This is a genomic window from Ornithinimicrobium pekingense DSM 21552 (genome assembly GCF_000421185.1).
Lineage (GTDB): Bacteria > Actinomycetota > Actinomycetes > Actinomycetales > Dermatophilaceae > Ornithinicoccus > Ornithinicoccus pekingensis.
This window is the reverse complement of sequence record NZ_ATWJ01000007.1, coordinates 458,409-483,019: the sequence shown is the minus strand read 5'-3', so window position 1 is coordinate 483,019 and position 24,611 is coordinate 458,409. Positions and strand designations below refer to the sequence as shown.

Annotated in this window: 25 protein-coding genes and 1 pseudogene; 5 read left to right on the top strand and 21 right to left on the bottom strand. The window is 74.1% G+C overall.

The genetic code is table 11. The annotated features are described in order from the left end of the window. Positions 1 to 46: 46 nt before the first annotated feature. From K330_RS24590 to rplS, 9 genes are all read right to left on the bottom strand, one after another. A complete protein-coding gene (locus K330_RS24590; RefSeq protein ID WP_084617153.1) occupies positions 47 to 1,102 on the bottom strand; it encodes a DinB family protein in 1,056 nt (351 codons plus the stop codon). A gap of 17 nt (positions 1,103 to 1,119) precedes the next feature. Beyond that, the gene (locus K330_RS0104350; RefSeq protein ID WP_029202304.1) at positions 1,120 to 1,749 is read right to left on the bottom strand and encodes a M23 family metallopeptidase; all 630 of its coding nucleotides are present in this window, start codon (positions 1,747 to 1,749) and stop codon (positions 1,120 to 1,122) included. Next, a complete protein-coding gene (gene dprA, locus K330_RS19125; RefSeq protein ID WP_040657636.1) occupies positions 1,746 to 2,864 on the bottom strand; it encodes a DNA-processing protein DprA in 1,119 nt (372 codons plus the stop codon). Before dprA ends, K330_RS0104350 begins: the two co-directional genes overlap by 4 nt. After that, positions 2,861 to 4,390, bottom strand: a complete 1,530-nt coding sequence (locus tag K330_RS0104340; RefSeq protein ID WP_022920631.1) for a YifB family Mg chelatase-like AAA ATPase — start codon at positions 4,388 to 4,390, stop codon at positions 2,861 to 2,863. The genes dprA and K330_RS0104340 overlap by 4 nt, the downstream gene beginning before the upstream one ends. Continuing rightward, positions 4,390 to 4,767 carry a YraN family protein gene (locus K330_RS0104335; RefSeq protein ID WP_156875682.1) on the bottom strand — a complete coding sequence of 126 codons (378 nt, stop codon included), beginning with the start codon at positions 4,765 to 4,767 and terminating at the stop codon, positions 4,390 to 4,392. Before K330_RS0104335 ends, K330_RS0104340 begins: the two co-directional genes overlap by 1 nt. 136 nt (positions 4,768 to 4,903) lie before the next feature. After that, the gene (locus K330_RS0104330; RefSeq protein ID WP_022920629.1) at positions 4,904 to 5,224 is read right to left on the bottom strand and encodes a DUF2469 domain-containing protein; all 321 of its coding nucleotides are present in this window, start codon (positions 5,222 to 5,224) and stop codon (positions 4,904 to 4,906) included. Next, positions 5,221 to 5,949 (bottom strand): ribonuclease HII, encoded by a 729-nt coding sequence (locus K330_RS0104325; RefSeq protein WP_022920628.1) that lies wholly within the window; start codon positions 5,947 to 5,949, stop codon positions 5,221 to 5,223. The genes K330_RS0104330 and K330_RS0104325 overlap by 4 nt, the downstream gene beginning before the upstream one ends. Then, positions 5,946 to 6,713 (bottom strand): signal peptidase I, encoded by a 768-nt coding sequence (gene lepB / locus K330_RS19120; RefSeq protein WP_022920627.1) that lies wholly within the window; start codon positions 6,711 to 6,713, stop codon positions 5,946 to 5,948. Before lepB ends, K330_RS0104325 begins: the two co-directional genes overlap by 4 nt. Positions 6,714 to 6,831: 118 nt before the next feature. Further along, positions 6,832 to 7,197, bottom strand: a complete 366-nt coding sequence (gene rplS / locus K330_RS0104315; protein WP_029202302.1) for a 50S ribosomal protein L19 — start codon at positions 7,195 to 7,197, stop codon at positions 6,832 to 6,834. Between the two features lie 258 nt (positions 7,198 to 7,455). Between rplS and serB the strand changes: the two genes are divergently transcribed. Next, complete coding sequence (serB, locus tag K330_RS0104310; protein WP_022920626.1) at positions 7,456 to 8,334, top strand: phosphoserine phosphatase SerB; 879 nt, start codon at positions 7,456 to 7,458, stop codon at positions 8,332 to 8,334. A gap of 62 nt (positions 8,335 to 8,396) precedes the next feature. Here serB and trmD read toward each other — a convergent pair. The 5 genes and pseudogenes from trmD to K330_RS0104285 form a co-directional block, all read right to left on the bottom strand. Continuing rightward, positions 8,397 to 9,095: pseudogene (gene trmD, locus K330_RS19115) on the bottom strand (tRNA (guanosine(37)-N1)-methyltransferase TrmD); the annotation flags it as partial. 2 nt (positions 9,096 to 9,097) lie between these two features. Further along, complete coding sequence (gene rimM, locus K330_RS0104300; protein ID WP_040657739.1) at positions 9,098 to 9,634, bottom strand: ribosome maturation factor RimM; 537 nt, start codon at positions 9,632 to 9,634, stop codon at positions 9,098 to 9,100. A 121-nt stretch (positions 9,635 to 9,755) separates the two neighbouring features. Further along, positions 9,756 to 9,998: an RNA-binding protein gene (locus K330_RS0104295; protein WP_022920623.1), complete on the bottom strand. Its 243-nt coding sequence runs from the start codon at positions 9,996 to 9,998 to the stop codon at positions 9,756 to 9,758. Positions 9,999 to 10,000: 2 nt separating this feature from the next. Further along, a complete protein-coding gene (gene rpsP / locus K330_RS0104290) occupies positions 10,001 to 10,498 on the bottom strand; it encodes a 30S ribosomal protein S16 (RefSeq protein WP_029202300.1) in 498 nt (165 codons plus the stop codon). Between the two features lie 187 nt (positions 10,499 to 10,685). Further along, the gene (locus K330_RS0104285) at positions 10,686 to 12,179 is read right to left on the bottom strand and encodes a helix-turn-helix domain-containing protein (RefSeq protein WP_022920621.1); all 1,494 of its coding nucleotides are present in this window, start codon (positions 12,177 to 12,179) and stop codon (positions 10,686 to 10,688) included. 119 nt (positions 12,180 to 12,298) lie between these two features. Here K330_RS0104285 and aceA point away from each other — a divergent pair, with 119 nt between their 5' ends. After that, on the top strand, positions 12,299 to 13,615 hold the full coding sequence (gene aceA / locus K330_RS0104280; protein ID WP_022920620.1) for an isocitrate lyase: 1,317 nt from the start codon (positions 12,299 to 12,301) through the stop codon (positions 13,613 to 13,615). Positions 13,616 to 13,677: 62 nt separating this feature from the next. Continuing rightward, complete coding sequence (locus K330_RS19110; RefSeq protein ID WP_169448485.1) at positions 13,678 to 15,273, top strand: aldolase/citrate lyase/malate synthase family protein; 1,596 nt, start codon at positions 13,678 to 13,680, stop codon at positions 15,271 to 15,273. Between the two features lie 62 nt (positions 15,274 to 15,335). On the opposite strand, the gene K330_RS0104270 is transcribed toward K330_RS19110, so the two are convergent. Then, the gene (locus tag K330_RS0104270) at positions 15,336 to 16,439 is read right to left on the bottom strand and encodes an amidohydrolase family protein (protein WP_022920618.1); all 1,104 of its coding nucleotides are present in this window, start codon (positions 16,437 to 16,439) and stop codon (positions 15,336 to 15,338) included. Positions 16,440 to 16,528: 89 nt separating this feature from the next. Between K330_RS0104270 and K330_RS19105 the strand changes: the two genes are divergently transcribed. Beyond that, positions 16,529 to 17,221, top strand: a complete 693-nt coding sequence (locus K330_RS19105) for an N-acetyltransferase (protein ID WP_156875681.1) — start codon at positions 16,529 to 16,531, stop codon at positions 17,219 to 17,221. Here the strand turns inward: K330_RS19105 and K330_RS0104260 are convergent. The 4 genes from K330_RS0104260 to ffh form a co-directional block, all read right to left on the bottom strand. Next, positions 17,182 to 17,790 carry a mismatch-specific DNA-glycosylase gene (locus K330_RS0104260; protein ID WP_029202344.1) on the bottom strand — a complete coding sequence of 203 codons (609 nt, stop codon included), beginning with the start codon at positions 17,788 to 17,790 and terminating at the stop codon, positions 17,182 to 17,184. The genes K330_RS19105 and K330_RS0104260 overlap by 40 nt on opposite strands. Next, on the bottom strand, positions 17,783 to 19,012 hold the full coding sequence (locus K330_RS19100) for a M4 family metallopeptidase (protein WP_022920616.1): 1,230 nt from the start codon (positions 19,010 to 19,012) through the stop codon (positions 17,783 to 17,785). Before K330_RS19100 ends, K330_RS0104260 begins: the two co-directional genes overlap by 8 nt. Positions 19,013 to 19,082: 70 nt before the next feature. Continuing rightward, positions 19,083 to 20,114: an LLM class flavin-dependent oxidoreductase gene (locus tag K330_RS0104245; protein WP_022920615.1), complete on the bottom strand. Its 1,032-nt coding sequence runs from the start codon at positions 20,112 to 20,114 to the stop codon at positions 19,083 to 19,085. Between the two features lie 99 nt (positions 20,115 to 20,213). After that, positions 20,214 to 21,854, bottom strand: a complete 1,641-nt coding sequence (gene ffh / locus K330_RS0104240; RefSeq protein WP_022920614.1) for a signal recognition particle protein — start codon at positions 21,852 to 21,854, stop codon at positions 20,214 to 20,216. Between the two features lie 82 nt (positions 21,855 to 21,936). Between ffh and K330_RS0104235 the strand changes: the two genes are divergently transcribed. Then, a complete protein-coding gene (locus tag K330_RS0104235; protein WP_022920613.1) occupies positions 21,937 to 22,860 on the top strand; it encodes an oxygenase MpaB family protein in 924 nt (307 codons plus the stop codon). Between the two features lie 71 nt (positions 22,861 to 22,931). Here the strand turns inward: K330_RS0104235 and ftsY are convergent, their stop codons facing one another. Then, positions 22,932 to 24,122, bottom strand: coding sequence for a signal recognition particle-docking protein FtsY (gene ftsY, locus K330_RS0104230; RefSeq protein WP_022920612.1), 1,191 nt, complete (start codon positions 24,120 to 24,122; stop codon positions 22,932 to 22,934). Between the two features lie 87 nt (positions 24,123 to 24,209). Further along, positions 24,210 to 24,578: a hypothetical protein gene (locus K330_RS0104225; protein WP_022920611.1), complete on the bottom strand. Its 369-nt coding sequence runs from the start codon at positions 24,576 to 24,578 to the stop codon at positions 24,210 to 24,212. Between the last annotated feature and the right edge of the window lie 33 nt (positions 24,579 to 24,611).

Genomic DNA, 24,611 nt, shown 5'->3' with positions numbered 1-24,611 from the left:
GCGCCCCCTGCCAAGGGTGCGGCCCGGAACCCTCGCTGCGGCCGGGTCAGGCCATGGTGCCCCGGTTGGCCCACAGGTCGCGCAGCAGGGCGACCTCGGCCAGGTGGTGGATCGTCTCGCGGTTGATGTGCAGCACCAGCCCGAGCATGGGGTGCTCCGCCCACGACCCCTCCGCCGACCCGACCGGGGTGGCGAGGTCGTCGAGGTCCAGGCCCCGGACACCGGCCGACCACGCCTCGTAGGCCGCGTCGAGCTGGGTCAGGGCTTCCTGGGCGGTTCCCGCGTAGCTCCAGGACTCTTGGTCCGCTGCCGGACCCCCGAAGTGAGCGTGGGCGCGTGCGCCGAGCACGTCGACGGTCACGTGCGCCAGACGCCAGGCGATCGAGGTCACGGGCGCCGGCTGCGGCTGCGGGTCTCCCAGGTCGAGGAGCCACTCCCCCGCCCCGGCACGCCGGGTCACCGTGCCCGGGACGGGATCCTGACCACGACGCACGTTCCAGGTCCCCGGCGCCGGCTCCCAGAGGTACTCCTCGTCGGTGAGCCCCTCCAGCCGCGGCCGGGCCTGCACCTGCCAGTGCCAGTCCAGCTGCTCGTGCAGGTGGCGCAGCAGGTCGAGGGGCTCCGTCCCGTCCCCGTGCCGTCCCGGTCCCTCGACGAGCGCGGCCAGCCGCTCCACCGAGGCGAGGAGCCGCTCGGAGGTCGTGGAGCGGGCGCGCTCGAGGCGGCCGGGGTCGTCCAGCGACGACCAGTCGTAGGTGTGGGTGACCCGGGTGCGCCCCGTGTCCACCGGCTCCAGCTCCCAGCGCCACAGGTGCCCCGGGGGCCGCCCGCCCGGCTCGGCCGGCCGCCACGCGACGAGCCGGCCCTCGTCGAACTCCACGACGTGGTTCTCCCGGACGAACCCCGTGTGCGTCAGCACGGTGGTGAAGACGTCGCCCACGGCGCTCACCCGTTGGCCGGGTTCGGCGGCGGCGAGGTTGTCGTTGCCGTCCCACCGGGGCTGCTGGGAGGGGTCGGCGATGAGCTCGAAGATCACCTCGGCAGGCGCGGCGATCTCCCGGGAGGCGCTGACGATCCGCTGGTCGTGCTCGGGGCTGTCCATCCGCACATGCAACCACGTCACGGATGCCCGCGCCCGGAGGTGACCGGCAGCAGCGAGAGCTCTGCGGGCTGGAGCAGCGGGGTCGGGTCGACGTAGCGGTCGGCGCCTCGGCGTGCACCCAGGTGCAGACAGTCCGCCACGACGCAGTGGCCTCCGGCGTCGAGCCGCCCGAGCCGCTGCCCACGTGCGACCCGCTCGCCCCGCCCGACACGGTCGGTCACCGGCTGGTAGGTGCTCCGCAGGCCGCCTGCGTGGTCCACCGACACGATGCCCACCCCGGCGATGGTGCCGCTCCAGGCCACCACCCCGGTGTCGACCGCCAGCACGGCCTCCCCCGCGACCCCGACCAGGTCGATGCCGCGGTGCCCGGCCAGCCACCGCCGCTCGGGCGGGTCGAACCCCCGCGCGACGTCGGGCCGCCCGGCGAGGGGCCAGCCCCAGACCGCGGTGCGCTCACGGTCGCCGACGGCACGCTCGGCGGGCGTCCTGGTGCCGAGGACCATCGAGACAACGCTGCCGTCCTCCGGCGCCGCAGGACGGATCTCGGTCGCGGACGCAGCACCGGAGGGGAGCAGCAGCAGGAGCGCGGCCACCACGGGAAGGGCCGACCGACGTGCGGCGAGACCGGCGAGCGGGTCACCGGTCACCGCACCGACCTGCGCTTCCAGCCGTCGAGCAGCTGCTCGGCCATCCCGCGTTCCTCCAGCTCGGACAGGGCCACGAGGACCTCGCCCAGAGCCAGACCCGACCGCACCATCAGCTCGTCCACGCTGGCCGACCTGCGCGGCCGCAACCACTGCCACACCCTCCTGGTCTCGGCGGGCAGGGCGTCCTCGTCGCGGACCTCGCCGCGACGGACCGGGGCCAGGTCCTCCCCGATGCGTCCGACCAGCTCGGCGACCTCGGCGGCGTCGGTCACCAGGGTCGCGCCGAGGCGGATCTCCTCGTGGCAGCCGGAGGACATGACGCTGCTCACCGGCCCGGGCACCGCCATCAGGTGGCGACCGAGCTCCCTGGCGACCTTGGCCGTGGTACGGGCCCCGGAGCGCACGTTGGCCTCCACCACGACCGTCCCGTCGCCGAGGGCGGCGATGATGCGGTTGCGGGCCAGGAACCGCATCCGGGCCGGTGCCCCGCCCGGGGGCGTCTCGCTGACGACCGCACCCCTGCCGGCGATGCTCGCCAGCAGGTCAGTGTTGGCACGGGGGTAGGGCACGTCCACCCCGCCGGCGAGCACGGCCACCGTCGTGCCGCCCGCCCGCAGCGCCCCACGGTGGGCCGCCGCGTCGATGCCGTAGGCGGCACCGGAGACCACGGCGAACCCGCGCTCGGCGAGCTCGTAGGACATGCGCGCCGCGACCTCGTCGCCGTAGGCGGTGCTGGCCCGGGCGCCGACCATCGCCACGGCGCGGCCGCACCACTCCTGGGGCGGCACGGGGCCACGGACCCACAGGCACCAGGGCGGGTCGGGCAGGTGGTCCAGGGAGGACGGCCACCCCTCGTCCCCGGGGACCAGGACCGTCAGCCCCAGGGCCCGGCAGATCTGGGCGTCGTCCACGCCCTGGGCACGGGGCAGCCGGGCGCGGAGCCGCTCGAGGCTCGCTCCGTCCGGGGTGCGGCCGTCCCGGACGGCGTACCCGACGAGATCGACCACCCCGTGCGCCGCGACGAGCTCCTGGACCTTGTCGTCGTAGGGCTCGGCGATGCGTGCCAGCAGCAGCCGGGCGTCCCGTTCACCGAGCAGGGCTGCGGGCGGTCTCATGCGGCCTTCACCCCCTGCGCGTCGCGCATCGTCAGGGCTTGGTGCACGTGCGGGTGGGTCGGTCGGTCGGCACCCTCCAGGTCGGCGAGCGTCCACGCCACCCGCAGGCAGCGGTCCAGGCCCCGCAGGGTCAGCGTGCCACGGTCGAGGGCGTCGTCCAGCGGCCTGCGGTCACGAGGCGCCAGCTGCCACGGTCCCTGCCGCAGCGCCGAGCCCGGCGCCTCCGCGTTGAGGGACCAGGGCCGGTCGCGCCACCGCACGCGCTGCCGCTGCCGCGCCCGGTCGACGCGCTGCGCGACCGTGGCGGAGGCCTCACCCCGTGCCAGGGCCAGGTCGGCCCGGGCGACCGGGTGGACCGCGACCTTGATGTCGACCCGGTCCAGCAGCGGCCCGGACAGGCGGGCGAGATAGCGCGCCCGCCGCGCTGGTGCGCACACGCACCGGCCGTTGCCCCCGCCGCACGGGCACGGGTTGGCCGCCAGCACGAGCTGGAACCGTGCGGGCAGCCGCACGTGCCGGTCGGCCCGTGCGATGACGACCTCCCCCGACTCCAGCGGCTGGCGCAGGCCGTCGAGGACGTCACGGCGGAACTCCGGGGCCTCGTCCAGGAAGAGCACGCCGCGGTGGGCGCGCGACACGGCCCCGGGACGGACCGAGCCGGAACCGCCCCCGATGACCGCCGCCATCGAGGCGCTGTGGTGCGGCGCGACGAACTGCGGTGTCGTCAGGAGCGCGTCGCCGGCGGGCAGCAGCCCCAGGACCGAGTGCACCGCCGTCACCGCGAGCGCGTCGTCCTGCGTCAGCGGTGGCAGGATGCCCGGCAGCCGTTCGGCGAGCATCGTCTTGCCCGCACCGGGTGGCCCGACGAGCATGAGGTTGTGGCCGCCTGCGGCCGCGAGCTCGACGGCCGACCGCGCGACCGCCTGCCCGACGACCTCGGCCAGGTCGGCGACCCGGGGCGGGTCGCACGGCGCCGGGTCGGGCATCGGCAGCACGGCGTCCACCCCGGCCGACCGCGCCTCGTAGAAGTGCCTGACCTCCTCCAGCGTGCGGACGGGGTGCACCCGCACGCCGGAGACGAGGGCGGCCTCCCGAGCCCCCGCGGCGTGCACCATGACGTCCTGGACGCCCGCTGCCGCCGCGGCGGCGACCATCGGCAGGACGCCGGCGACGGGCCTTATTGTGCCGTCGAGCCCCACCTCCCCGATGTGCACGGTCCGCGCGACCTGGTCCCGGTCGAGGTGACCCTCCGAGGCAAGCAGCGCCGCGGCGACGGCCAGGTCGAGGCCGCTGCCGACCTTCGGCAGCCCCGCGGGCGAGAGGTTGACCGTCCACCGCCCCTGCGGCAGGGTCACACCCAGGTTGCGGATCGCGGGGCGCACCCGGTCGGGCGCCTGGCGGCAGGCGGTGTCGGCGAGCCCGCTCATGACGAACACCGGCAGGCCCGAGCTGCACTGGGCCTCGACCGTCACGACGTGGCCCTCCACCCCGGAGAGGGTGACCCCGCGGGTCTGGGCGAAGCCCATCAGGCCACGGCCTCGAGGTGCTCGAGCCGGGGGGCCCGGCCGGGGACCGTGAGCACGCCGATCAGGTCGATGCGGAAACGGCCCGGCCGCTCCTCGTGCGCGGCCAGCCACGCCCAGGCAAGGACGCGCAGCCGCCTGGCCTTGGCGTGCCCCACCGCCTCCACCGGCAGCCCCATGCGGGCCGAGCGGCGGGTCTTGACCTCGCAGAAGACGAGCTCCCCGTCGGGGTCCCTGGCCACCACGTCGATCTCCCCCTGGCGGCAGCGCCAGTTGCGCTCCACCAGCTGCCAGCCCATCCGCTCCAGGTGCGCACACGCCAGGTCCTCGCCCCGGTCACCCACCGCGCGGGCCTCGCGCCACGGCATACCCCTCCCCATGAGTCCCTCCTCGCTCGCCCGCCGCCCGTGCGGCGGTGCACCCCCGAGGCAACCGCGGCCGACCGGCCCGGGCAAGGCTCGACCCCCGCCCTGTGGACGCGGGCGGGGGTCGGGTCGAGGATGTGGACGGCCGGGGTCAGCCGCCGAAGGGGCCCTTGGGGATCTCCAGGTCGCTCTTGGCCAGCTCCTCCACGTTGACGTCCTTGAAGGTGATCACCCGGGCCTTCTTGACGAAGCGGGCCGGCCGGTAGACGTCCCAGACCCAGGCGTCGGACATGGTGACCTCGAACCACGTCTCTCCCCCACCGCTGCGCACCTGCACGTCGACCTCGTTGGCCAGGTAGAACCGCCGCTCGGTCTCCACCACGTGCGAGAAGAGCCCGACGACGTCGCGGTACTCGCGGTAGAGGGCGAGCTCCATGTCGGTCTCGTACTTCTCCAGGTCCTCGGCGCTCACTGCGCTGCTCCTTCCTCCGCCGTCCCCGCCAGCCGCCAGCTGCGGCGGTGGTAGGGGCTCGGCCCGTGCGCGCGCAGGGCGTCCTGGTGCTCCTGCGCGGCGTAGCCCTTGTTGTGCTGCCAACCGTAGGCCGGGTGCTCGTCGGCCATCTGCACCAGCAGCGCGTCGCGGGTGACCTTGGCCAGCACCGACGCGGCGGCCACCGAGGAGCAGCGCAGGTCCGCCTTGACCATGGTGCGCACCGGCGGGCACGGCGGGCCGTCGGCGAGGAGGCCCAGCAGGCCCTCCCGGCCCGGGTCGGTCAGCCAGTCGTGGTTGCCGTCGAGCAGGACCAGGTCGGGCGTCAGCCCCAGCTGGGCCAGCGCGCGCTCGCCCGCCAGCCGCAGCGCCGCCATGATGCCGACCTCGTCGATCTCCGACGGCGAGGCGTGCCCCACCGCGTGGGCCAGGCTCCACCGCCGGATGAGCGGCACCAGCCGCTCCCGGGCCGCCGGGGTCAGCAGCTTGCTGTCGCGCACGCCCTGCGGGGCGCTGCGGCAGGTCGGGTCGACGGCGCACACGCCCACGGTCACCGGTCCGGCCAGCGCTCCGCGGCCCACCTCGTCCATGCCGACGAGCACCGCATACCCCTCGCGCTGCAGGGCCCGCTCGACCCGCAGGCTGGGCGCCCCCGGACCGGGGCGTCGCGCGGCGATCCTGCGCCGTGCTTCCGTGGTCGTGGTCACGGCGCCTCCTCAGGCACGTCGGCGAAGGCCTCGGGCACCGAGAACCAGGTGATCCGATCGAGCGGGAAGAGCAGGACGAACGCCTGGCCGACCACGTTCTCACGCGGCACCGAGCCGGTCGCGCCGGTCCCGTCGTCGTTGGCGCGGGAGTCGCGCGAGTTGGAGCGGTGGTCGCCCATGACCCAGATGTGGTCCTCGGGCACCGTCACCTCGAAGTCGACGGTGCTCGCGGAGTCGCCCGGATAGAGGTAGTCCTCCTCGATCGGCTCTCCGTTGACGGTCAGCAGGCCGTCGTCGTCGCAGCAGGCGACCGTGTCGCCCCCGAGGCCGACGACGCGCTTGATGAGGTGGTTGCCCTCGGTCACCGGCGCCACGCCGATGAACTCCAGCACGGAGAGCACCCCGTCCATCACCGGGCCGCGGCTGACCTGCGGCGCCGGCGTCAGCCAGCCGCCCGGGTCCTCGAAGACGACGATGTCACCCCGGTCGACGTCCAGCGCCCCGGCCTGGATCTTGCTGACCATCACCCGGTCGCCGTAGACCAGGGTGTTCTCCATCGACCCCGACGGGATCCAGAAGGCCTGGGCGACGAACGTCTTGACCACGAAGGAGATGACCAGCGCCGTCACCGCGATCATCGCGATCTCGCGCACCGCGTGCCACAGCCCGCCGCCGCGACGGGGTCCGTCCTCCCCCGAGCCCTCCCCGCGGTGCCGCGGCCCCCGGTCCTGATGGGAGACCTCGCCCCTGGTGGGATCGCTCACCTGTGCCGTCCTGTTCTCTCGTCGTCGCCGACTGAGACACTATCCCGCGACGCTGGGAGACCACCGATCCCCCGCCGGACGTGCCGACGGGGGATCGAGAGGTATGGGGTGTGCGGGCTCAGCCCTGCTTGGCCGGCGTGGTCTCGCGACGCTCGCGGATCTTGGCCGCCTTGCCGCGCAGCTCGCGCAGGTAGTAGAGCTTGGCGCGACGGACGTCACCACGGGTGACGATCTCGACCTTCTCCACGTTGGGCGAGTGCACCGGGAAGGTGCGCTCGACGCCGACGCCGAAGGAGACCTTGCGGACGGTGTAGGTCTCACCGATGCCGCCTCCGTGGCGGCGGATGACGACGCCCTTGAAGATCTGGACGCGGGAGCGGGTGCCCTCGATGACCTTCACGTGGACGTTGACGGTGTCGCCGGCGCGGAAGTCCGGGATGTCGGTGCGGAGGCTGGCCGCGTCGATGTCGTCAAGCTTGTGCATTGTCGTTCTCCTCACCGGTGGCTGCCACAGGTCACCCACGGCGGTCTGGTGCCCGTCCGCGCACGCGCGGGTGACCGGGCACTGTCTCGGCTGTCGTGCCGCGGCGCCGGTCGCTCACGCAGCTCCCCCTGTGGCAGGGGCGTGAGGGGATGGTCCGGCGTCGGGACGCAAGGATCAAGTCTGCCAGACGCCGACGTCGACGGCCAAGTCGACGCCCGCCCGTGCGGTCCGCGGCGCTGTGCGGCATACGATCGCGGCGTGCTGACGCTCACGCTGCTGGCCGCCCCGGACCGCGCCGACCTGACGGACTCGGCGCTGTCCGACCTCGGCGCCGTCTGGCCGCTGGGCGAGGCCCGCTGGTTGTCGCCGGGGGTGGCGGTCGAGGCCGACCTGGCCTCGACGCCACCCGACCTGTGGGAGCAGTGGCGGGCCTGGCAGGACCGCGGGCACGACCTGGTGGTCCAGCCTGCCGGGGGCCGCCGCAAGCAGGTGCTGCTGGCGGACATGGACTCGACCATGGTCCAGCAGGAGTGCATCGACGAGCTGGCCGCGCACGCAGGGGTCGGTGACCTCGTCTCCGGCATCACGGCCCGGGCCATGAACGGCGAGCTCGACTTCGCCGAGGCCCTGCACGAGCGCGTCGCCCTGCTCCAGGACCTGCCGACCTCGGTGGTCGGGACGGTGCTGGCCGAGCGCATCACCTACACCCCCGGCGGAGCCGAGCTCGTCGCCACGATGCGGGCGAAGGGCGCCTACACCGCCCTCGTCTCCGGTGGCTTCACCCCCTTCACCGAGGCGGTCGCCGCGGCGCTCGGGTTCGACGAGCACCGTGCGAACACGCTGGCGGTCGCGGGCGGCCGGTTCACCGGTCGCGTCGTGGAGCCCGTCGTCGGCCGGGAGGCGAAGGTGGCCGCGCTGCGCGAGATCACCGCCCGGCTGGGGCTCACGCCGCGAGAGGTGATCGCCGTGGGTGACGGGGCCAACGACCTGGACATGCTGCACCTGGCCGGCACGGGTGTGGCGCTGCACGCCAAGCCGGTGGTCGCCGAGCGGTGCGACGTGCGCGTCAACCACGGCGACCTCACGGCGCTGCTCTACCTGCAGGGGTATGCGGCGCACGACGTCGTGCGTCCCTGAGCGCCCGAGGGGCGCGGGGCTCAGGCGTCCCAGCCCTGCGCCGCGCCCGGTCCCTGCTGCGCCTGGTAGTCGCGCAGCAGGTCGGGCCGCCGCCGCGCGGTGCGCTCGAGCCGCTGCTCGTGCCGCCAGGCCGCGATCCTGCCGTGGTCGCCGGAGAGCAGCACGCCGGGCACCTCGCGGTCCCGCCACACGGGGGGCTTGGTGTAGACGGGATACTCCAGCAGCCCGCCGGTGTGGGACTCCTCGGTCAGCGACTCGGTGTTGCCGATGACGCCCGGCACCAGCCGCGCGACAGCCTCGGTCATCGCCAGCACCGCGACCTCGCCCCCGTTGAGCACGTAGTCGCCGAGGCTGAGCACGGACAGCGGGTACCGCCCGGCGAACTCCTCGTAGACCCGCTCGTCGATGCCCTCGTAGCGGCCGCACAGGAAGACCAGCCAGTCCTCCCGCGACGCCAGGTCCTCGGCGACCCGCTGGGTGAACCTGTCCCCGCCGGGGCCGGGGACGACGAGGTGGGGCGTGCGCCCGGGCAGCGCCTCGCAGACCTCGTCCAGCGCCTCGCCCCACGGCTCGGGGCGCATGACCATGCCCGCACCACCACCGTAGGGGGTGTCGTCGACGGTGCGGTGCCGGTCGTGGGTCCAGTCCCGCAGATCGTGGACGTGGACCTCCAGCAGCCCGAGGCGACGTGCCCGGCCGATCAGCGACAGGTCCAGGGGCGCCAGATAGTCGGGGAAGATCGTCAGGACGTCGACCCGCAGCGTCACGTCCCCTCCCCCAGCTCCAGCAGGCCTGGAGGCGGGTCGACGACCACGCGTCGCTGCTCCTCGTCCACCTCCGGCACCAGCTCCTCGACGAACGGGACGAGCACCTCACCCCGGACGGTGCGGACCTCGAGCAGGTCCTGGACCGGACGCAGGTGCAGCGCCGAGACGGTGCCGAGCGGGCTCCCGTCGGGCAGCACCACCTCGAACCCGAGCAGGTCCTCCTCGCGCCACCCGTCGTCGTCCACGTCGGGGTCGTCGTCGGTGACGAGCAGCCGGGTGCCGCGCAGGGCCTCGGCGGCGGTGCGGTCCGGGCGCCCGTCGAAGGCGAGCAGGTAGGTCCCCTGGTGCACGCGCACGCTGCGCAGCGTCAGCGGTCCGCGCTCCGAGGGCTCGGTGGGGAACACCGCCCCGGGGACGAACCGCCGCTCGGGGTCGTCGGTGTGGACCTGGACGGTCACCTCGCCGCGCAGCCCGTGGGGCTTGCCCACGCGGGCGGCGACGAAGCCCTCGGCGGGATCCTGACCGCTCGCCATGCTCACCTCCGGGGTCGTGTCTGTTGCAGGGTATGCGGTGCGCCCGGGCGGGGCGCGGACGCAGCACGGCCCGCCGGGCGCGGTGCGCCGGGCGGGCCGTGGTGACGGAATCTGCTGGTGCTCAGCGCAGCCGGTCGGTGTCGACGATGTCGACCCGGACCTTCTGGCCTCCGGCGAGGGCGCCCATGACCGTGCGGAGCGCGCTCGCGGTGCGCCCGCGACGGCCGATCACCCGGCCGAGGTCGTCCGGGTGCACGCGGACCTCGAGGACGTCCCCGTGGCGCGCGCCCTTGCTGCGCACCACGACGTCACCGTCGTGGTCGACGATGCCCTTGACCAGGTGCTCCAGGGCCTCCTCGAGCACGGTCAGGCCTCGTCGGTCTGCTCGGCCGGGGTGGCGTCCTTGCTGGCCGTGTCGGCGCCGGCCTCGGCCGGGGTCTCCTCGGAGGCGGGGGCCTCCTCGGCCTTGGCCTTCTTGGCGGGCTTGCGGCGGGCGCTCGGGGCGTCGTCCGCACCGTCGCCGTCCGCGGCCGCGAGGGCCGCCTCGTAGAGAGCCCGCTTGTCCGGCTTGGGCTCCTTGACCTTCAGGGTGCCCTCGGCGCCGGGCTCGCCCTTGAACTTCTGCCAGTCACCGGTGACCTTCAGCAGCGCGGCGACCTGCTCGGTCGGCTGCGCGCCGACGCCGAGCCAGTACTGCGCGCGCTCGGAGTCGATGTCGATGACCGAGGGCTCCTCGGTGGGGTGGTACTTGCCGATCTCCTCGATCGCCCGGCCGTCGCGCTTGGTGCGCGAGTCCATGACGACGACGCGGTAGTACGGTGCACGGATCTTGCCCATGCGCTTCAGGCGAATCTTGACAGCCACGTGTGCGGTGTCTCCTTCTGGTGTTGAGGGCACGGCGAGACCGCAGGCGGATCGCTGCGGGGAGTCGTGGCCCGGTGCGTAGGCGTCCGGTCCAGCCGGGGCGACCGGACGGGTACAGCCGTCCATTGTGCCAGACCTGCGGCGCCATCCCCAACCTCCGGGCGGCCGCCCGTCGGTCCCCGGGGCGTCAGTCCGGGGCGTGCTCGGCCACGAAGCCCAGGACCTCGGTGTCGTCCACCCCCGGGAAGACGCCGGGGGGCATCACGGCGAGCAGGTGCGAGTGCGCCCGGGCGCTGGGCCACACCTTGCCCTTCCACCGGCGCGCCAGCGCCGGGGGCGGCTCGGTGCAGCAGCGCGGGTCAGGGCACCGCGACACCCGGCGCTGCGTGGTGTCACGTCCGCGCATCCAGCGCACCTGGTCGAACGGCACGCCCATGCTGACGGAGAAGCGCCCGTTGGGCGTCTGCTCCGCGACCGCCGTGCACCAGAACGTCCCCCGCCCGGTGTCGGTGTACTGGTGGTAGACCTCTCCCGTCGGCTGGTCGAAGACCACGCGCGCCGTCCAGGAGCGGCACACCCGTGCCCCCTCGATCGCCCCCGTCGCGTCCATCGGGAAGCGCACGCCGTCGTTCTCGTAGGCCTTGTAGATCACCCCGTCGGCGCTCGTGCGCATGAAGTGCACGGGCAGCTCGAGGTGGCGGGTCGCGAGGTTGCAGAAGCGGTGCGCGGCCGTCTCGTAGGAGACGGCATACGCGTCGCGCAGGTCCTCCAGGGCGATGTCGCGTGCCGCCTTGGCGCGCTGCAGGAAAGGCACCACGCTGGCCTCCGGCAGCAGCACCGCGGCGGCGAAGTAGTTGATCTCGACCCGCTGGGCGAGGAACTCGGCGTAGTCACGGGGCGCCTGGTGCTCGAGCACCACGTGGCCGAGCGCCTGCAGCGCGGTGGCCCGCAGGTCGTGCCCGCCGCGCACCGGGACGTAGATACGGCGGTTCTCCAGGTCGGTCACGGTGCGGGTCGAGGCGGGCAGGTCCGCCACCGGCTCGATCTCGAAGCCGGCGTGCCGCGCGATGCGGTTGACCGCCTCCCGCGTCACGGGCCCCTGCCCGTGGTCCACCGCCCGCACCAGCTCGGCGGCGCGCGCCTCGATCTCGGGGAAGTAGTTGTCCGCCTCACGCATGAGCCGGCGCAGCTCGGCGTTGGCCGCCCGCGCGAACTCGGGGGTGGCAGCCCGCTGCTGCTGGACGCCGACCACGGTCTCGTAGAGGCCGACCAGGGCCTCGAGGGCGTCGTCCGGCAGGCCCGGACCCACCCGCACCTCAGGGATCCCCAGGCTCTCGAAGCCGGGCGAGCGCTGCGCGCGCTCCCACCGCACCTCCAGCGCCGCGCGCCTGCTCGGCGGGCCCCCGTCGAGCAGCTGCTGGACGTCGACGCCGAGGGCCGCCGCCAGCCCGGACAGCGTGGACACCCGGGGCTCGCGGCGACCGTTCTCGATGAGCGAGAGGGCGGAGGCGGACAGACCGACGCGGGCGGCCAGCTGGGCCAGCGTCAGGCCGGCGGCGCGGCGGTGGTGGCGCAGGCGCCGGCCGAGGGCGACGGCGTCGGTGCCGCCGCCCGCTGTCGCCGTGCCCTCGAGGTGCGGCGTGGGCGAGAACGGCAGCACCCGGTCGTGGACGATCGTCATAGGTGCACAATAGCGAAAATTCCGCGTTTCTTGACAAGGCCCAACGGCCTTCTCCGGGCAGATCCTCCGCCACAGTTGTCAACACAGCCCGTCGCACCACCCAGGGAAGGGACCCCTCGATGACTGCCACCACCGCACCGCAGACCCGCCAGACCCCGCTCTCGCCGGCCGAGCTCGCCGTCGAGCTCGAGCAGCAGTGGGCCTCCGACCCGCGCTGGGCCGGCGTGCAGCGCCGGTACTCGGCCGAGGACGTCATCCGCCTGCGCGGCTCGGTCGTCGAGGAGCACACCCTGGCCCGACGGGGCGCCGAGCGCCTGTGGGAGGCCCTGGAGACCAAGCCGTTCACGCGCGCCCTGGGTGCCCTGACCGGCAACCAGGCCGTGCAGATGGTCAAGGGCGGCCTCGAGGCCATCTACCTCTCCGGCTGGCAGGTCGCCGCCGACGCCAACCTGGCCGGCGAGACCTACCCCGACCAGAGCCTCTACCCGGCCAACTCGGTGCCCGCCGTCGTCCGCCGCATCAACAACGCGCTCAAGCGGGCCGACCAGATCGCCTGGATGAACGGCGAGACCGACACCGACTACTTCGTGCCGATCGTCGCCGACGCCGAGGCGGGCTTCGGCGGCCCCCTCAACGTCTTCGAGCTGATGAAGTCGATGATCGCCGCCGGCGCCGCCGGCGTGCACTGGGAGGACCAGCTGGCCTCGGAGAAGAAGTGCGGTCACCTCGGCGGCAAGGTGCTCGTCCCGACCTCCCAGCACGTCCGCACGCTGAGCTCGGCCCGCCTGGCGGCCGACGTGCTCGGGGTCCCCTCGGTCGTCATCGCCCGCACCGACGCCCTGGCGGCCGACCTGCTCACCAGCGACGTCGACGAGATCGACCAGGAGTTCACCACGGGCGAGCGCACCTCCGAGGGTTTCTACCGGGTGCGCAACGGCATCGAGCCGGTGCTGGCCCGGGCCAAGGCCTACGCCCCCTACGCCGACCTCATCTGGGTCGAGACCGGCACGCCGGACCTGGGCCTGGCGCGCGAGTTCGCCCAGGAGCTGCACCGGGAGTTCCCGGGCCAGAAGCTGGCCTACAACTGCTCGCCGTCCTTCAACTGGAAGGCCGCCCTGTCGGACACCGAGATCGCGCAGTTCCAGGACAAGCTGGGCGAGCTGGGCTACGCCTTCCAGTTCATCACGCTGGCCGGCTTCCACTCGTTGAACCACGGGATGTTCCACCTGGCGCACGGCTACTCCCGCACCGGCATGACGGCCTACGTCGAGCTGCAGGAGGCCGAGTTCGCCGACGCCGAGCGCGGGTACACCGCGGTCCGCCACCAGGCGGAGGTCGGCACCGGCTACTTCGACGCCGTCAGCACGGCCGTCAACCCCGACTCGTCCACGACGGCGCTGACCGGCTCCACGGAGACCGAGCAGTTCCACCACTGAGGACGACCGGCGCGACCACGGACGGCTCGCCGACCGCCTGCCGAACCAGGAGGATGGACCTCGTGAAGACCCCCAGCAGCCCCAGCTTCGTCACCCGCCTGCTCGACGACGACCACCTGGCCGCGCTCGAGGAGCTGGAGCGGGCCACCCGGGAGGAACGCACCACGCTCCTGCAGGCGCGCAAGGACCTGGCCCGCCGGGTCCGCGCCGGGGAGGACCTCGACCTGCTCCCGGACACCCGGGAGGTGCGCGAGGACGTCTCCTGGCGGGTGGCCCCGCCTCCGGCCGACCTCACCTACCGCCTGGTGGAGCTGGCGACCCCGGCGACCGCCGAGGCGGCGAAGTCGGCCCTCTCCGTCGGTGCCGACGTGTGGGTGGCCGATCTGGAGGACATGCTGGTGCCCACGCCGGCCAGGCTGCTCGCCGCCCACCAGGTGATCGAGGAGACCGCCGCCACGCGCACCGGTGACGCCGCACCGGGCGTGCCGACGCTCATGGTGCGCCCCCGCGGGCTGCACCTGCCCGAGGCCCACGTCCTCGTGGACGGGATCCCGGCGAGCGCGTCCGTGGTGGACGTCGTCTGCTTCCTGGCCCGCAGCGGCCGCCGGCTGGTCGACAACGACTCCGGCCCCTACCTCTACCTGCCCAAGCTGGAGTCGTGGCAGGAGGCACGGTGGTGGGACCACCTGCTGACCCGCGCCGAGGAGCTGCTGGGGCTGCCCGCCGGGTGCACCCGTGTCAGCATCCTCGTCGAGACCGTCCAGGCGGCCTACCAGCTCGAGGAGATCCTGCACGCCGTGCGGGACCGGGTCACGGGGCTGACGGCGGGTCGGTGGGACTACGTCTTCTCCCACCTGCGCACCTACGGCCACCGCCCCGAGCACGCGCTGCCGGACGTCGACGCGTTCACGATGAACACCCGCTTCCTGCGCACCTACACCGAGCTCATCGTGCGCACCTGCCACCGGCGGGGGGTGCAGGCCATCGGCGGCCCGATCTCGCTGTCCGCCAGCGGCCCCTTCGACGAGTCGGTCGCCATGACCCACGCCCGGGTCCACCGCGACAAGGCCCGCGAGGCCTCCCAGGGGTTCGACGGGGCGTGGACCCTGCACCCCGCGCTGGTGCCGGTGGTGCGGGCCCCCTTCGAGGCGCGCGACGAGCGGGTCGGCACCGGCGCCGAGGACCGGCTCCAGGACCGGGACGCGCCACGCCCCGAGGTCGTCGTCGACCCGCTCGCCCTGCGTGACGTCAGCTCGCTGCCGGGCACGGCGACGCTGACCGGTATGCGCACCGCGCTGCGCTCCTCCCTCACCTACCTGACCGGGTGGCTCGCCGGCGAGGGCACCGTGACCATCGCCGGCCACATCGAGGACTTCGGCACGGTCGAGCTGAGCCGCATGCAGCTGTGGCAGTGGATGGCCCACAGCGAGCGCTTCGCGGAGGGCCCGACCATGTCCACCCGCCTGCTGGACCGCATGCTCGAGGACGAGATCGCGCTGCTGCGTCGACGCGGCGCCCGGGAGGAGCTGCTGGCGCACGCGGTCCGCCTGCTGCGCGACTCGGTCGTCGCCGAGGAGGCGCCGCCGTTCCTGTCCGTCCTGGCCTACGAGGTGCTGGTCTCGCTGGACGACGCCACCGAGGGGGCACCCGCGGCCTGACCGAGGCGGCGCGCCGGCTCGTCGCCAGCCGCTGCAGGGGGCGGCTGGCGGCAGGCGGTCGGTCAGCCCCGCGCTCCCGAGCGCTCGCGGGCGACCCCCCGCAGGATGACCCGGTGGGGGTCGGCCATCGTCCGGACGTCCTCGCGCGGGTCGTCGCGGTAGACCACGAGGTCCGCCGACTCCCCCTCGGCGATGCCGGGGCGTCCCAGCCACGCGCGAGCCCCCCACGTCGCCGCGCCGATCGCCTCGAGCGGGGACATGCCGGTCCGGGTGAGCGCCTCGACCTCCCGGGCCACCAGGCCGTGCGGCAGCTGCCCGCCGGCGTCGGTGCCCACGTAGACCGGCACTCCCGCCTCCCGGGCCTTGGCGACCGTCTCGTAACGCCGCTCGTACAGGTCCATCATGTGGTCGGCGTAGGTGGGAAACTTGCCCCGCCCCGCCTCGGCGAACGCCGGGAAGTTGTCGATGTTGACCAGGGTCGGCACGATGGCGATCTGCTGGCGGGCGAAGATCTCGATCGTGTCGTCGGTCAGACCCGTCGCGTGCTCGATGCAGTCGGTGCCGGCCGCGGCGAAGTCGACCAGCGACTGCTCGCCGAAGCAGTGGGCGGTCACCCGCGCGCCCTCCTCGTGGGCGGCCGCGATGGCCTCGGTCAGCACGTCCACCGGCCAGCACACCCCCAGGTCACCGGTCTCCCGGTCGATCCAGTCCCCGACCAGCTTGACCCAGCCGTCGCCGCTGCGCGCCTCCTGGCGGACGTACTCCACGAGGTCCTCGGGCTCGATCTCCCAGGCGAAGTTGCGCAGGTAGCGGCGGGTCCGGGCGATGTGGCGTCCCGCACGGATGAGCCGCGGCAGGTCCTCCCGCTCCTGGACCCAGCGGGTGTCCAGCGGGCTGCCGGCGTCGCGCAGCAGGAGCGCGCCGGCGTCCCGGTCGGCGAGCGCGTGCTCCTCGGCGCGGGCGTCCTCGACGGCCCCGTGCGCCTCGAGCCCGACGTGGCAGTGCGCGTCCACGAGGCCGGGCACGGCATACCCCTCGATCGTCTCGACCTCTCCCCCGGCCGGCGGCGTCAGGCTGACGACCCCGTCGACCACCCAGATCTCGTCGAGCACCTCCTGCGGCCCGACCAGGACCGTGCCTCGCACGTGCAGCACCGGCGCGCTCATCTTCGGTTCCTCGCATCGTCGGGGGTATGGGGTGCGGTCAGGCTACCGGGTGCCCCGTGCGCCCGCCGGGACCTCCGTAGACTCCCCGCGTGAGCCCTCCCCCCGCCGGCCGGGTGCCGCGTGCCGACCTGGGCCGGATCCTGCGCGAGGCCGCGGACGGACGGTTCCCGGCGGTCGACGGCGGCTTCTCCCGTGCGCTGCCCTGGCGGCCCGGGGTGGAGGCCGCCGTCGCGCTCACCGGCCACGCGGTCATGGCGGTGGGCGAGGACGTGACGGACGAGCAGCTGCACGCCCTGGGGGTCCATGGGCTCGGCGGGGCGCACGACCCGCGCGTCACGCTGGCGCTGGCCGGCCGGGGCCAGGTCGGGGTGCTCGACGTGCTCCTGCTCGGTCGCGGCACCGGTGCCGGGAGTGGTCTCGTGGCCAGGTCCGACCTCGAATCCACGGAGCGGGCCCGGCACGCCGCGCAGTGGCGTGACGAGGTGCGGGTCTACGGCCTGCCGGACCGCTCGACCGCGGCCCTGGCGACGCTCTCGCGGGGCATCGCCGGCCTGCCGGAGGTGGGGATCCACGCGCAGGACGCCTCCGCGGACCTCCTGCTCGACGGCGTGCTGGCGCTGCTGGAGGACGGGGAGGTCGTCGTGGCCTCGGTCACCCCCGGCAACGCGCGCTCGCTGCGGTTCTTCCTGCGCCGCGGCTTCGTGCCGGTCGGCTCGGTGCAGCAGTGGCAGCCCCGCCGGGGTCAGCGGACCACGGCGGCCGCCCGGGCCGGTTCGGCGTAGGCCACGGCCAGGGAGGCGACCGTCTCGTGGGCGTTGAGCCCGCTGGGGTTGGGCACCACCCACAACCGGGCGCCCTCCAGCGGCTCGGGCTGCTCGCCGGCCCGTGCGCCGCGCACGCCGAAGGCGGTGCGGTAGGCGGTGACCCCCGCCACCGCGACCACGGCCGGGCAGACCCGGCGCACGGTGGCCCGCAGCCGCGCACCGCCCTCCCGCAGCTCGGCCGCGGTGAGCTCGTCGGCACGCGCCGTCGCCCGCGGAACCAGGTTGGTGATGCCGACGCCCCTGGACCGCAGGTGCTCGCGGTCGGCCTCGGTCATCCCCGCCGAGGGGTCGATCCTGCGCCGGATGATGCCGGCCTCCAGCAGGGCGGGGTAGAACCGGTTGACCGGATGCGCGAAGTGGGTCTGGGTCGCGGCGGTCCACAGCCCCGGGTTGATCCCCACGAAGAGCAGCCGCACGGGCGTCGCGCCCGCCGCGTCGTCGGGCGGCAGGAGGTCGGGCACCTCCGCGTCCCGGAAGGACTCGAGCTCCTCCCGCGTGAAGCGGCGCCTCCGCGCAGGCTCAGCCATCCCCGGCGGCCCGTCCCCCGGGCCGGGCCGCCGCCCGGCCCGCCTCGGCCACGTCGGGTGCTCCGCCGACCGCCACCTCGTCCGGGACCTCCAGCCCGACCCCGGCCCAGGCCGACCGCAGCGCCCGCTCCACCTCCGAGCCGGCCCCGAACCTGGCCACCGCCCGGTCCACGGTCGCCGCGGCGAAGCCCGCGAAGGTGACGTCGCGCGGGATGAGACCCCGGGTGGTCATGGTGTCGTACCAGACCAGTCCGGCCCGGTCCCACACGCGCCCGCCGAGGGCGGTGGCGAACAGGTGGAAGGCCTTGTTGGGGATGCCGGAGTTGATGTGGACACCGCCGTTGTCGTTGTCCGCGTCGTGCGGCAGGACGACGTAGCCGTCCATGTGGCCGGGCTGGGGGTCGCGCCCCAGCACCGGGTCGTCGTAGGCGGTGCCGGGCTCGGCCATCGACCGCAGGGCGCGGCCCTCGACGCGGTCGGTGAACAGCTCGGCGCCGATGAGCCAGTCCGCCTGCTCCACGGTCTCGTCGCGCGTCCACTGGCGCACGATCGCGCCCCATACGTCGGAGGCCGACTCGTTGAGGGCGCCGGGCTGACCGACGTAGGTCAGGCCGGCGGTGTACTGGGTCAGCCCGTGCGCGAGCTCGTGGGCGACGACGTCGATGCTGCGGGTGAAGCCGGCGAAGTAGACGCCGTCGCCGTCGCCGAAGACCATCTGCCGCCCGTCCCAGAAGGCGTTGTCGTAGTCGCGGGAGTAGTGCACCGACGCCACGAGCCCCAGACCCCGGCCGTCGAGGGAGTCGCGGCCGTAGACCCGGGCGAGCACCTCCCACGTGGCGCCCAGGCCGGCGAACGCCTCGTCCACCGAGGCGTCACCCGAGGGGCCGTCCCCCTCTCCGCGCACGAGCGGGCCGGGCAGCTCGGTCAGGTGCTGGGCGTCGTGGACCGAGCGCCGCGGTGCCGACTCCGCCGCCGGCCCGGGTCGGTCCTCCCCCGTCCGCGGCGTGCGCCCCTCGGCCCGCTCCCTCATGGGCCAGGCGATGATGCCCTGCCCGGGTGCCGGCTCGCCCGGGGGCCACCGTGTGGCGGTGACCTCGCGGCGGTGCCGCACCTGGGCCCCGTCGGAGAGGGCGAACTCGACGGCCGGCGCCAGGTCCGGCTCCGCCTGCACCAGCTGGCGCAGCACGTAGGGCGGGACGATGGAGCAGTGCCGGTGCGTCATACCCGCACTGTCGCACGGGGCACCGACACCCTGGTCGCCCGGCGCGCGCGTCCCCAGGAGTGGTCCGGCGTCAGCCCTGGGCGAGCAGCTCCCGGACGCGGGGCACGACCTGGGTGCCGTAGAGCTCGATCGAGCTCATCAGCTGGCTGTGGGGCATCGGCCCGTTGGCGTACTTGAGGTCGAACCGCGACAGGCCCAGCGCGCGCACGGTCGTGGCGATCTTCTGCGCCACGGTCTCCGGCGAGCCGACGTAGAGGGAACCGTGCGTGATCTCGCCGTGGAACTCCTCCAGGCCGACCGGCCCCCAGCCGCGCTCGGCACCGATGCGGTCGCGGTTGGCCTTGAAGTGCGGGTAGAGCTGCTCGCGGGCCAGCTCGTCGGTCTGTGCGACGTGACCCGGGGAGTGGACCGCGACCGGCAGCTGCGGCGCCCCGCTCTCCTGGAGGACGCGGCGGTAGAGGTCGGCGAACGGCACGAAGCGCTGCGCCGGGCCGCCGATGACGGCCAGCATCAGGGGGATCCGGTAGGACGCCGCGCGGACCACGCTCTGCGGCGAGCCACCCACGGCGATCCAGGCCGCCAGCCGGCCGGACTCGGTCCGGGGCCACACCTCCTGGTCGACCAGCGGCGGCCGGGTCGTACCCTCCCAGGTCACCGGCGTCTCGTCGAGGAGGCGGCTGAACAGGTCGAGCTTCTCGGCGAAGAGCACCTCGTAGTCGCGCAGGTCGAAGCCGAACAGCGGGAAGGACTCGGTGAAGGACCCGCGGCCCAGGACCACCTCGGCGCGCCCGCCGGAGAGCGCGTCGATCGTGGAGAACCGCTCGAAGACCCGGATCGGGTCGTCCGAGCTGAGCACCGTGACGGCCGAACCCAGGCGGATCCTCTCGGTGCGGGTCGCCATGCCCGCCAGCACGACGTCGGGGGCGCTCACCGCGAAGTCGGAGCGGTGGTGCTCCCCCACCCCGATGAAGTCCACCCCCACCTGGTCGGCCAGGACCCCCTGCTCCACGAGGTTGCGCAGGACCTGGGCGCCGGTCTCGGGGGTCCCGTCGTCGCGGAGCGTCATGTCGCCGAAGGTGTCCAGGCCCAGCTCTACGGTCACGGTCGTCCCTCTCGCACGCGGTTGTTCGTTGATGCGTCAACAACCTCCGGGGTATGGCGCATTCCCTCCGGGTATGAGGGCCCGCACGGTGCGCTGCGGCTAGTTCTTGCCCTGGTCGAGGAACTTCTCGAAGCCGGGCGGCAGCTTGAGCCCGGAGAGCGCGTCGGCGCCGCCGTCGCCCTGCGGCACGTCCTGACCCAGGGCACCACCGCCGAAGGCGCTCTCCAGCGACGCCTCCCGGGCGGCCTGCGCCTTCTGGGCCGCGTCGCGCTCCTGCTGGGCGCGCTTGGCGGGGTTGCCCGACTTCCCCTTCTTCTTGGGCGCCTGCTTGCCGCGCTTGCCGCCCCCGGGGCCACCCATCCCGGGCATGCCGGGCATCCCGGGCATGCCCCCGCCCTTCTTGAGCTGGCGCATCATCTTCTGGGCGTCCGCGAACCGCTCCAGCAGCTGGTTGACGTCCGAGACCTGCACGCCGGAGCCGCGCGCGATGCGGGCGCGGCGGGAGCCGTTGATCAGCTTGGGGTGGTTGCGCTCGAAGGGGGTCATCGAGCGGACCATCGCCTCGACCCGGTCGAACTCGCGCTCGTCGAGAGCGTCGAGCTGGGCACGCATCCCCTGCATGCCCGGCATCATCCCCAGCATCTGCTTGAGGCTGCCCATCCGCTTGATGGCGGCCATCTGCTCGAGGAAGTCGTCGAAGGTGAAGTCCTCGTCGGCGAGGAACTTGCGGGTCATCTCCTGCGCCTGGACCCGGTCGAAGGCCTTCTCGGCCTGCTCGATCAGCGTCAGCACGTCACCCATGTCCAGGATGCGCGAGGCCATCCGGTCGGGGTGGAACAGCTCGACGTCCTTGACGCCCTCACCGGTGGAGGCGTAGAGGATCGGCTGGCCGGTGACCGTCGCCACCGAGAGCGCCGCACCGCCGCGGGCGTCACCGTCGAGCTTGGTCAGCACCGAGCCGGTGATCCCGACGCCGTCGGCGAAGGCCCGGGCGGTCTCGACCGCGGCCTGGCCGATCATCGCGTCGATGACGAAGAGCACCTCGTCGGCGTCCGTCTCGATGCGGATGTCGCTGGCCTGACGCATCAGGTCGACGTCCACGGCGAGACGGCCGGCGGTGTCGATGATGACGATGTCGTTGCCCTTGCGACGGGCCTCCTCGACACCGTCCACCGCGACGTCCACGGGGTCTCCGAAGGAGCGCGTGCCCTCACCGGTCTCCAGCGCCGCGTCGTGGCCGAAGACGTTGCCACGCTCGGGGGCGAAGACCGGCACGCCGGCGCGCTCACCGACGACCTCGAGCTGGGTCACGGCGTTGGGACGCTGCAGGTCGGCCGCCACGAGCAGGGGGGTGTGCCCCTGGCTCCTGAGCAGGTGGCCGAGCTTGCCGGCGAAGGTGGTCTTGCCCGACCCCTGCAGGCCGGCCAGCATGATGACGGTGGGCGGCGTCTTGGCCAGCTGCAGCCGCCGGGTGGCCCCGCCGAGGATCTCGACGAGCTCCTCGTTGACGATCTTGACGACCTGCTGGGCCGGGTTGAGCGCCTGGTGCACCTCCGCACCGAGCGCCCGGTCCCGGATGCGACCGGTGAACTGCTTGACGACCGGGAGCGCGACGTCGGCGTCGAGCAGCGCGACCCGGATGTCGCGGATCGTCGCGTTGAGGTCGGACTCGGTGACGGTGCCCTTGCGCTTGAGGTTCTTGAAGGTCAGCGTCAGACGGTCGGAAAGGCTGGTGAACACCCGGCAAGGATACGTGCCGCGCAGCCTGCACCCCAGCCGCCTCCGCGAGGCCCTGCCCGGCGGGCGGCCGCATACTGGTCCTGTGCCCTCCCCCAGCGCCCTGACCGCCTCCCTGCGCAGCCGGCTGGCCACGGCCCTGCGCGACCGCGTCGCCGGCCCCGACGCGGAGCGTCGTGCCCACGCGATCTGGCTGGCCCCCGGCGAGCGCCGGTTCGCGCCCACCGACCCCGTCTGCCGGGTGCAGGGACACGCGGCGATGTATGCCGGCGGCATGCGGGCCCTCCTGCTCCAGGCCCTGCACCCCTTGGCGATGGCGGGTGTGGGCGAGCACTCCGGCTACCGCGACGACCCGTGGGGCCGGCTGCAGCGCACCAGCGAGTTCCTGGCCATGACCACCTTCGGCCCCGTCGAGGCCGCCGAGCGGATGATCGACCGGATCAACCGCCTGCACGAGACCGTGTCCGGGACGACGCGTGACGGGCGTCCCTACGCTGCGACGGACCCGCACCTGCTGGAGTGGGTGCACATCGCCGAGATCGACAGCTTCCTGGTCGCCCACCAGCGCTACTCCCGCACCCCGCTCACCCCGGCCGAGGCGGACACCTACGTCGACCAGGCCGCCTACGTCGCCACCCGCCTGGGTGTCCCGGAGCCGCCGCGCACGGTCGCCGAGCTCGAGCGTGCACTGGCCTCCTACCGGCCCGAGCTGGAGACCAGCCGGGGCGCCCTGGACGTCGTCCGCTTCCTGCTCGCGGAGCCGCCGCTGCCGTGGGCAGCACGCCCGGGCTTCTGGATGCTGGCCGCCGGCGCCGTGGAGCTGCTGCCCGGCTACGCGCGGGAGATGCTCGGCCTTCGGCCGCCGCGACCGCTGCGCGGCGTCGAGGCGGTGGCGCTGCGGTCGGTCGCCGGCCCGCTGGGCGTGGCGGGGACCCGTGCGGTCGAGTGGGCGCTGGGTGACCCGACCGAGCTGCGCAACGCCCCGGACAGCTCCTTCGTCACCGGGTGAGCCGCCCGGGGGGCGGGTGAGGGCGCCGCCGGGACACGCGGGCCTCGCACGCTCGTGTCCTCGCGGGCCTGTCAGCCGACGATCGCGCTGACGAACGCCTCCGGGTCGAAGGGCGCCAGGTCGTCCGGTCCCTCGCCGAGCCCGATCAGCTTGACCGGCACCCCCAGCTTGCGCTGGACGTTGACGACGATGCCGCCCTTGGCCGTGCCGTCCATCTTGGTCAGCACGATGCCGGTGATGTCGACCTCGCGGGCGAACTCCTCGGCCTGGCGCATGCCGTTCTGGCCCGTGGTGGCGTCGAGGACCAGGAGCACCTCGCCCACCGGCGCCACCTTCTCGACGACACGCTTGATCTTGCCGAGCTCGTCCATGAGCCCGCGCTTGGTGTGCAGCCGTCCCGCGGTGTCAATGATCACCACGTCGGACTCCATCTCGACCCCGGCCGAGACCGCCTCGAAGGCGACGGAGGCGGGGTCGGCGCCCTCGCGGTCCGAGCGCACGGTCGGCACGCCGATCCGCTGGCCCCAGGTCTGCAGCTGGTCGGCGGCCGCCGCCCGGAAGGTGTCGGCAGCGCCCAGGACCACGTCCTTGTCCTCGGCCACGAGCACCCGGCCGAGCTTGCCGACGGTGGTCGTCTTGCCGGTGCCGTTGACCCCGACCACCAGGATGACGGCGGGGTGGCCGCCCTCGCGGCTGGCGGCGATGCGGCGGTCCATCGTCGGGTCGACGAGGCGCAGCAGGTCGTCGTGCAGCCACTGGCGGACCTGCTCGGGGTCGGTGGTGCCGTCGACCTTCACCTGCGTGCGCAGCGCGGAGACGAGCTCCTCGGACGCCTCGACCCCCAGGTCGGAGGCGAGCAGCGTGTCCTCGACGTCCTCCCAGTCGCTCTCGGACAGCCCCCCGCGCGCCAGGAGCGCGAGCAGGGCGTTGCCGATGGCCGAGTTGGAGCGCGCGAGCCGGGCCCGGAGACGCTGCAGGCGTCCGCGCGCGGACTCGGGGCGCTCGAGGGTGGGGGCGCTCGGCTCTCCCAGGTCCTCCTCGACCAGGACACCGCCACCGCGGTTGTCGACCTCACCGTCCGGCCGCTCGGGCGCGAGGACGTCACCGGCGGCCTCGCGCCCGGTGTCGGCGCGCGGCGGGCGCGGTGCGGTCCTCGTCCTGCCCCCGCCACCCCGCACGAGCGCCACGAGCAGGGCCAGGCCCCCCAGCGCGACGACGGTGACGACGGTCAGGATCTCCCAGAGCTCATCGATCGGTCCCACGCGCACAGTCTCCCAGACGGACGACGGGCAGACGGACGGCCGGGCCCCTCTCGGGGACCCGGCCGTCGGCGTCCGGTCTGCGCAGCCTCAGCTGGCGGCGCGGTAGCCGCCCGTGCCGGGCCGGTCCCTGAGGTCGGTCGGCTCGGACCGCGGCCCCGCGGCTGCGTGGGTCGAGTCCGCGGCCGTCTGCGGTGACGCGTCGACGCCGGGCTCACGGGCGTCGCCCTCGGGCCGCCGGGACGTCAGGCCCCTGGTGCGCTCGGCGGCGGTGCGGCTCAGCTGCTCGCCGCGGGTGCGCACCTTCTCACCGGTGCGTCGCGCGCCCGCGATGAGCTCCTCACCCTCTGGGGTCCAGAAGCCACCGCGCCCCTCCCGTCGCGCCTCGAGCATCACGTACCCGACGACACCCGCGCCGATCGCGACGCAGAAGAGCATGGCCAGGATGAGTGCGAGCATGTGACCAGTGTGGCGCCACGCGGACCCCGGCGG

Coding starts and splice junctions, on each gene's coding strand:
- K330_RS24590 (WP_084617153.1), bottom strand. CDS start 1,102: ATGGACAGCCCCGAGCACGACCAGCGGATCGTCAGCGCCTCCCGGGAG.
- dprA (WP_040657636.1), bottom strand. CDS start 2,864: ATGAGACCGCCCGCAGCCCTGCTCGGTGAACGGGACGCCCGGCTGCTG.
- K330_RS0104340 (WP_022920631.1), bottom strand. CDS start 4,390: ATGGGCTTCGCCCAGACCCGCGGGGTCACCCTCTCCGGGGTGGAGGGC.
- K330_RS0104335 (WP_156875682.1), bottom strand. CDS start 4,767: ATGGGGAGGGGTATGCCGTGGCGCGAGGCCCGCGCGGTGGGTGACCGG.
- rplS (WP_029202302.1), bottom strand. CDS start 7,197: ATGCACAAGCTTGACGACATCGACGCGGCCAGCCTCCGCACCGACATC.
- rimM (WP_040657739.1), bottom strand. CDS start 9,634: ATGGCGAGCGGTCAGGATCCCGCCGAGGGCTTCGTCGCCGCCCGCGTG.
- K330_RS0104285 (WP_022920621.1), bottom strand. CDS start 12,179: ATGACGATCGTCCACGACCGGGTGCTGCCGTTCTCGCCCACGCCGCAC.
- aceA (WP_022920620.1), top strand. CDS start 12,299: ATGACTGCCACCACCGCACCGCAGACCCGCCAGACCCCGCTCTCGCCG.
- K330_RS0104270 (WP_022920618.1), bottom strand. CDS start 16,439: ATGAGCGCGCCGGTGCTGCACGTGCGAGGCACGGTCCTGGTCGGGCCG.
- K330_RS0104260 (WP_029202344.1), bottom strand. CDS start 17,790: ATGGCTGAGCCTGCGCGGAGGCGCCGCTTCACGCGGGAGGAGCTCGAG.
- K330_RS19100 (WP_022920616.1), bottom strand. CDS start 19,012: ATGACGCACCGGCACTGCTCCATCGTCCCGCCCTACGTGCTGCGCCAG.
- K330_RS0104225 (WP_022920611.1), bottom strand. CDS start 24,578: ATGCTCGCACTCATCCTGGCCATGCTCTTCTGCGTCGCGATCGGCGCG.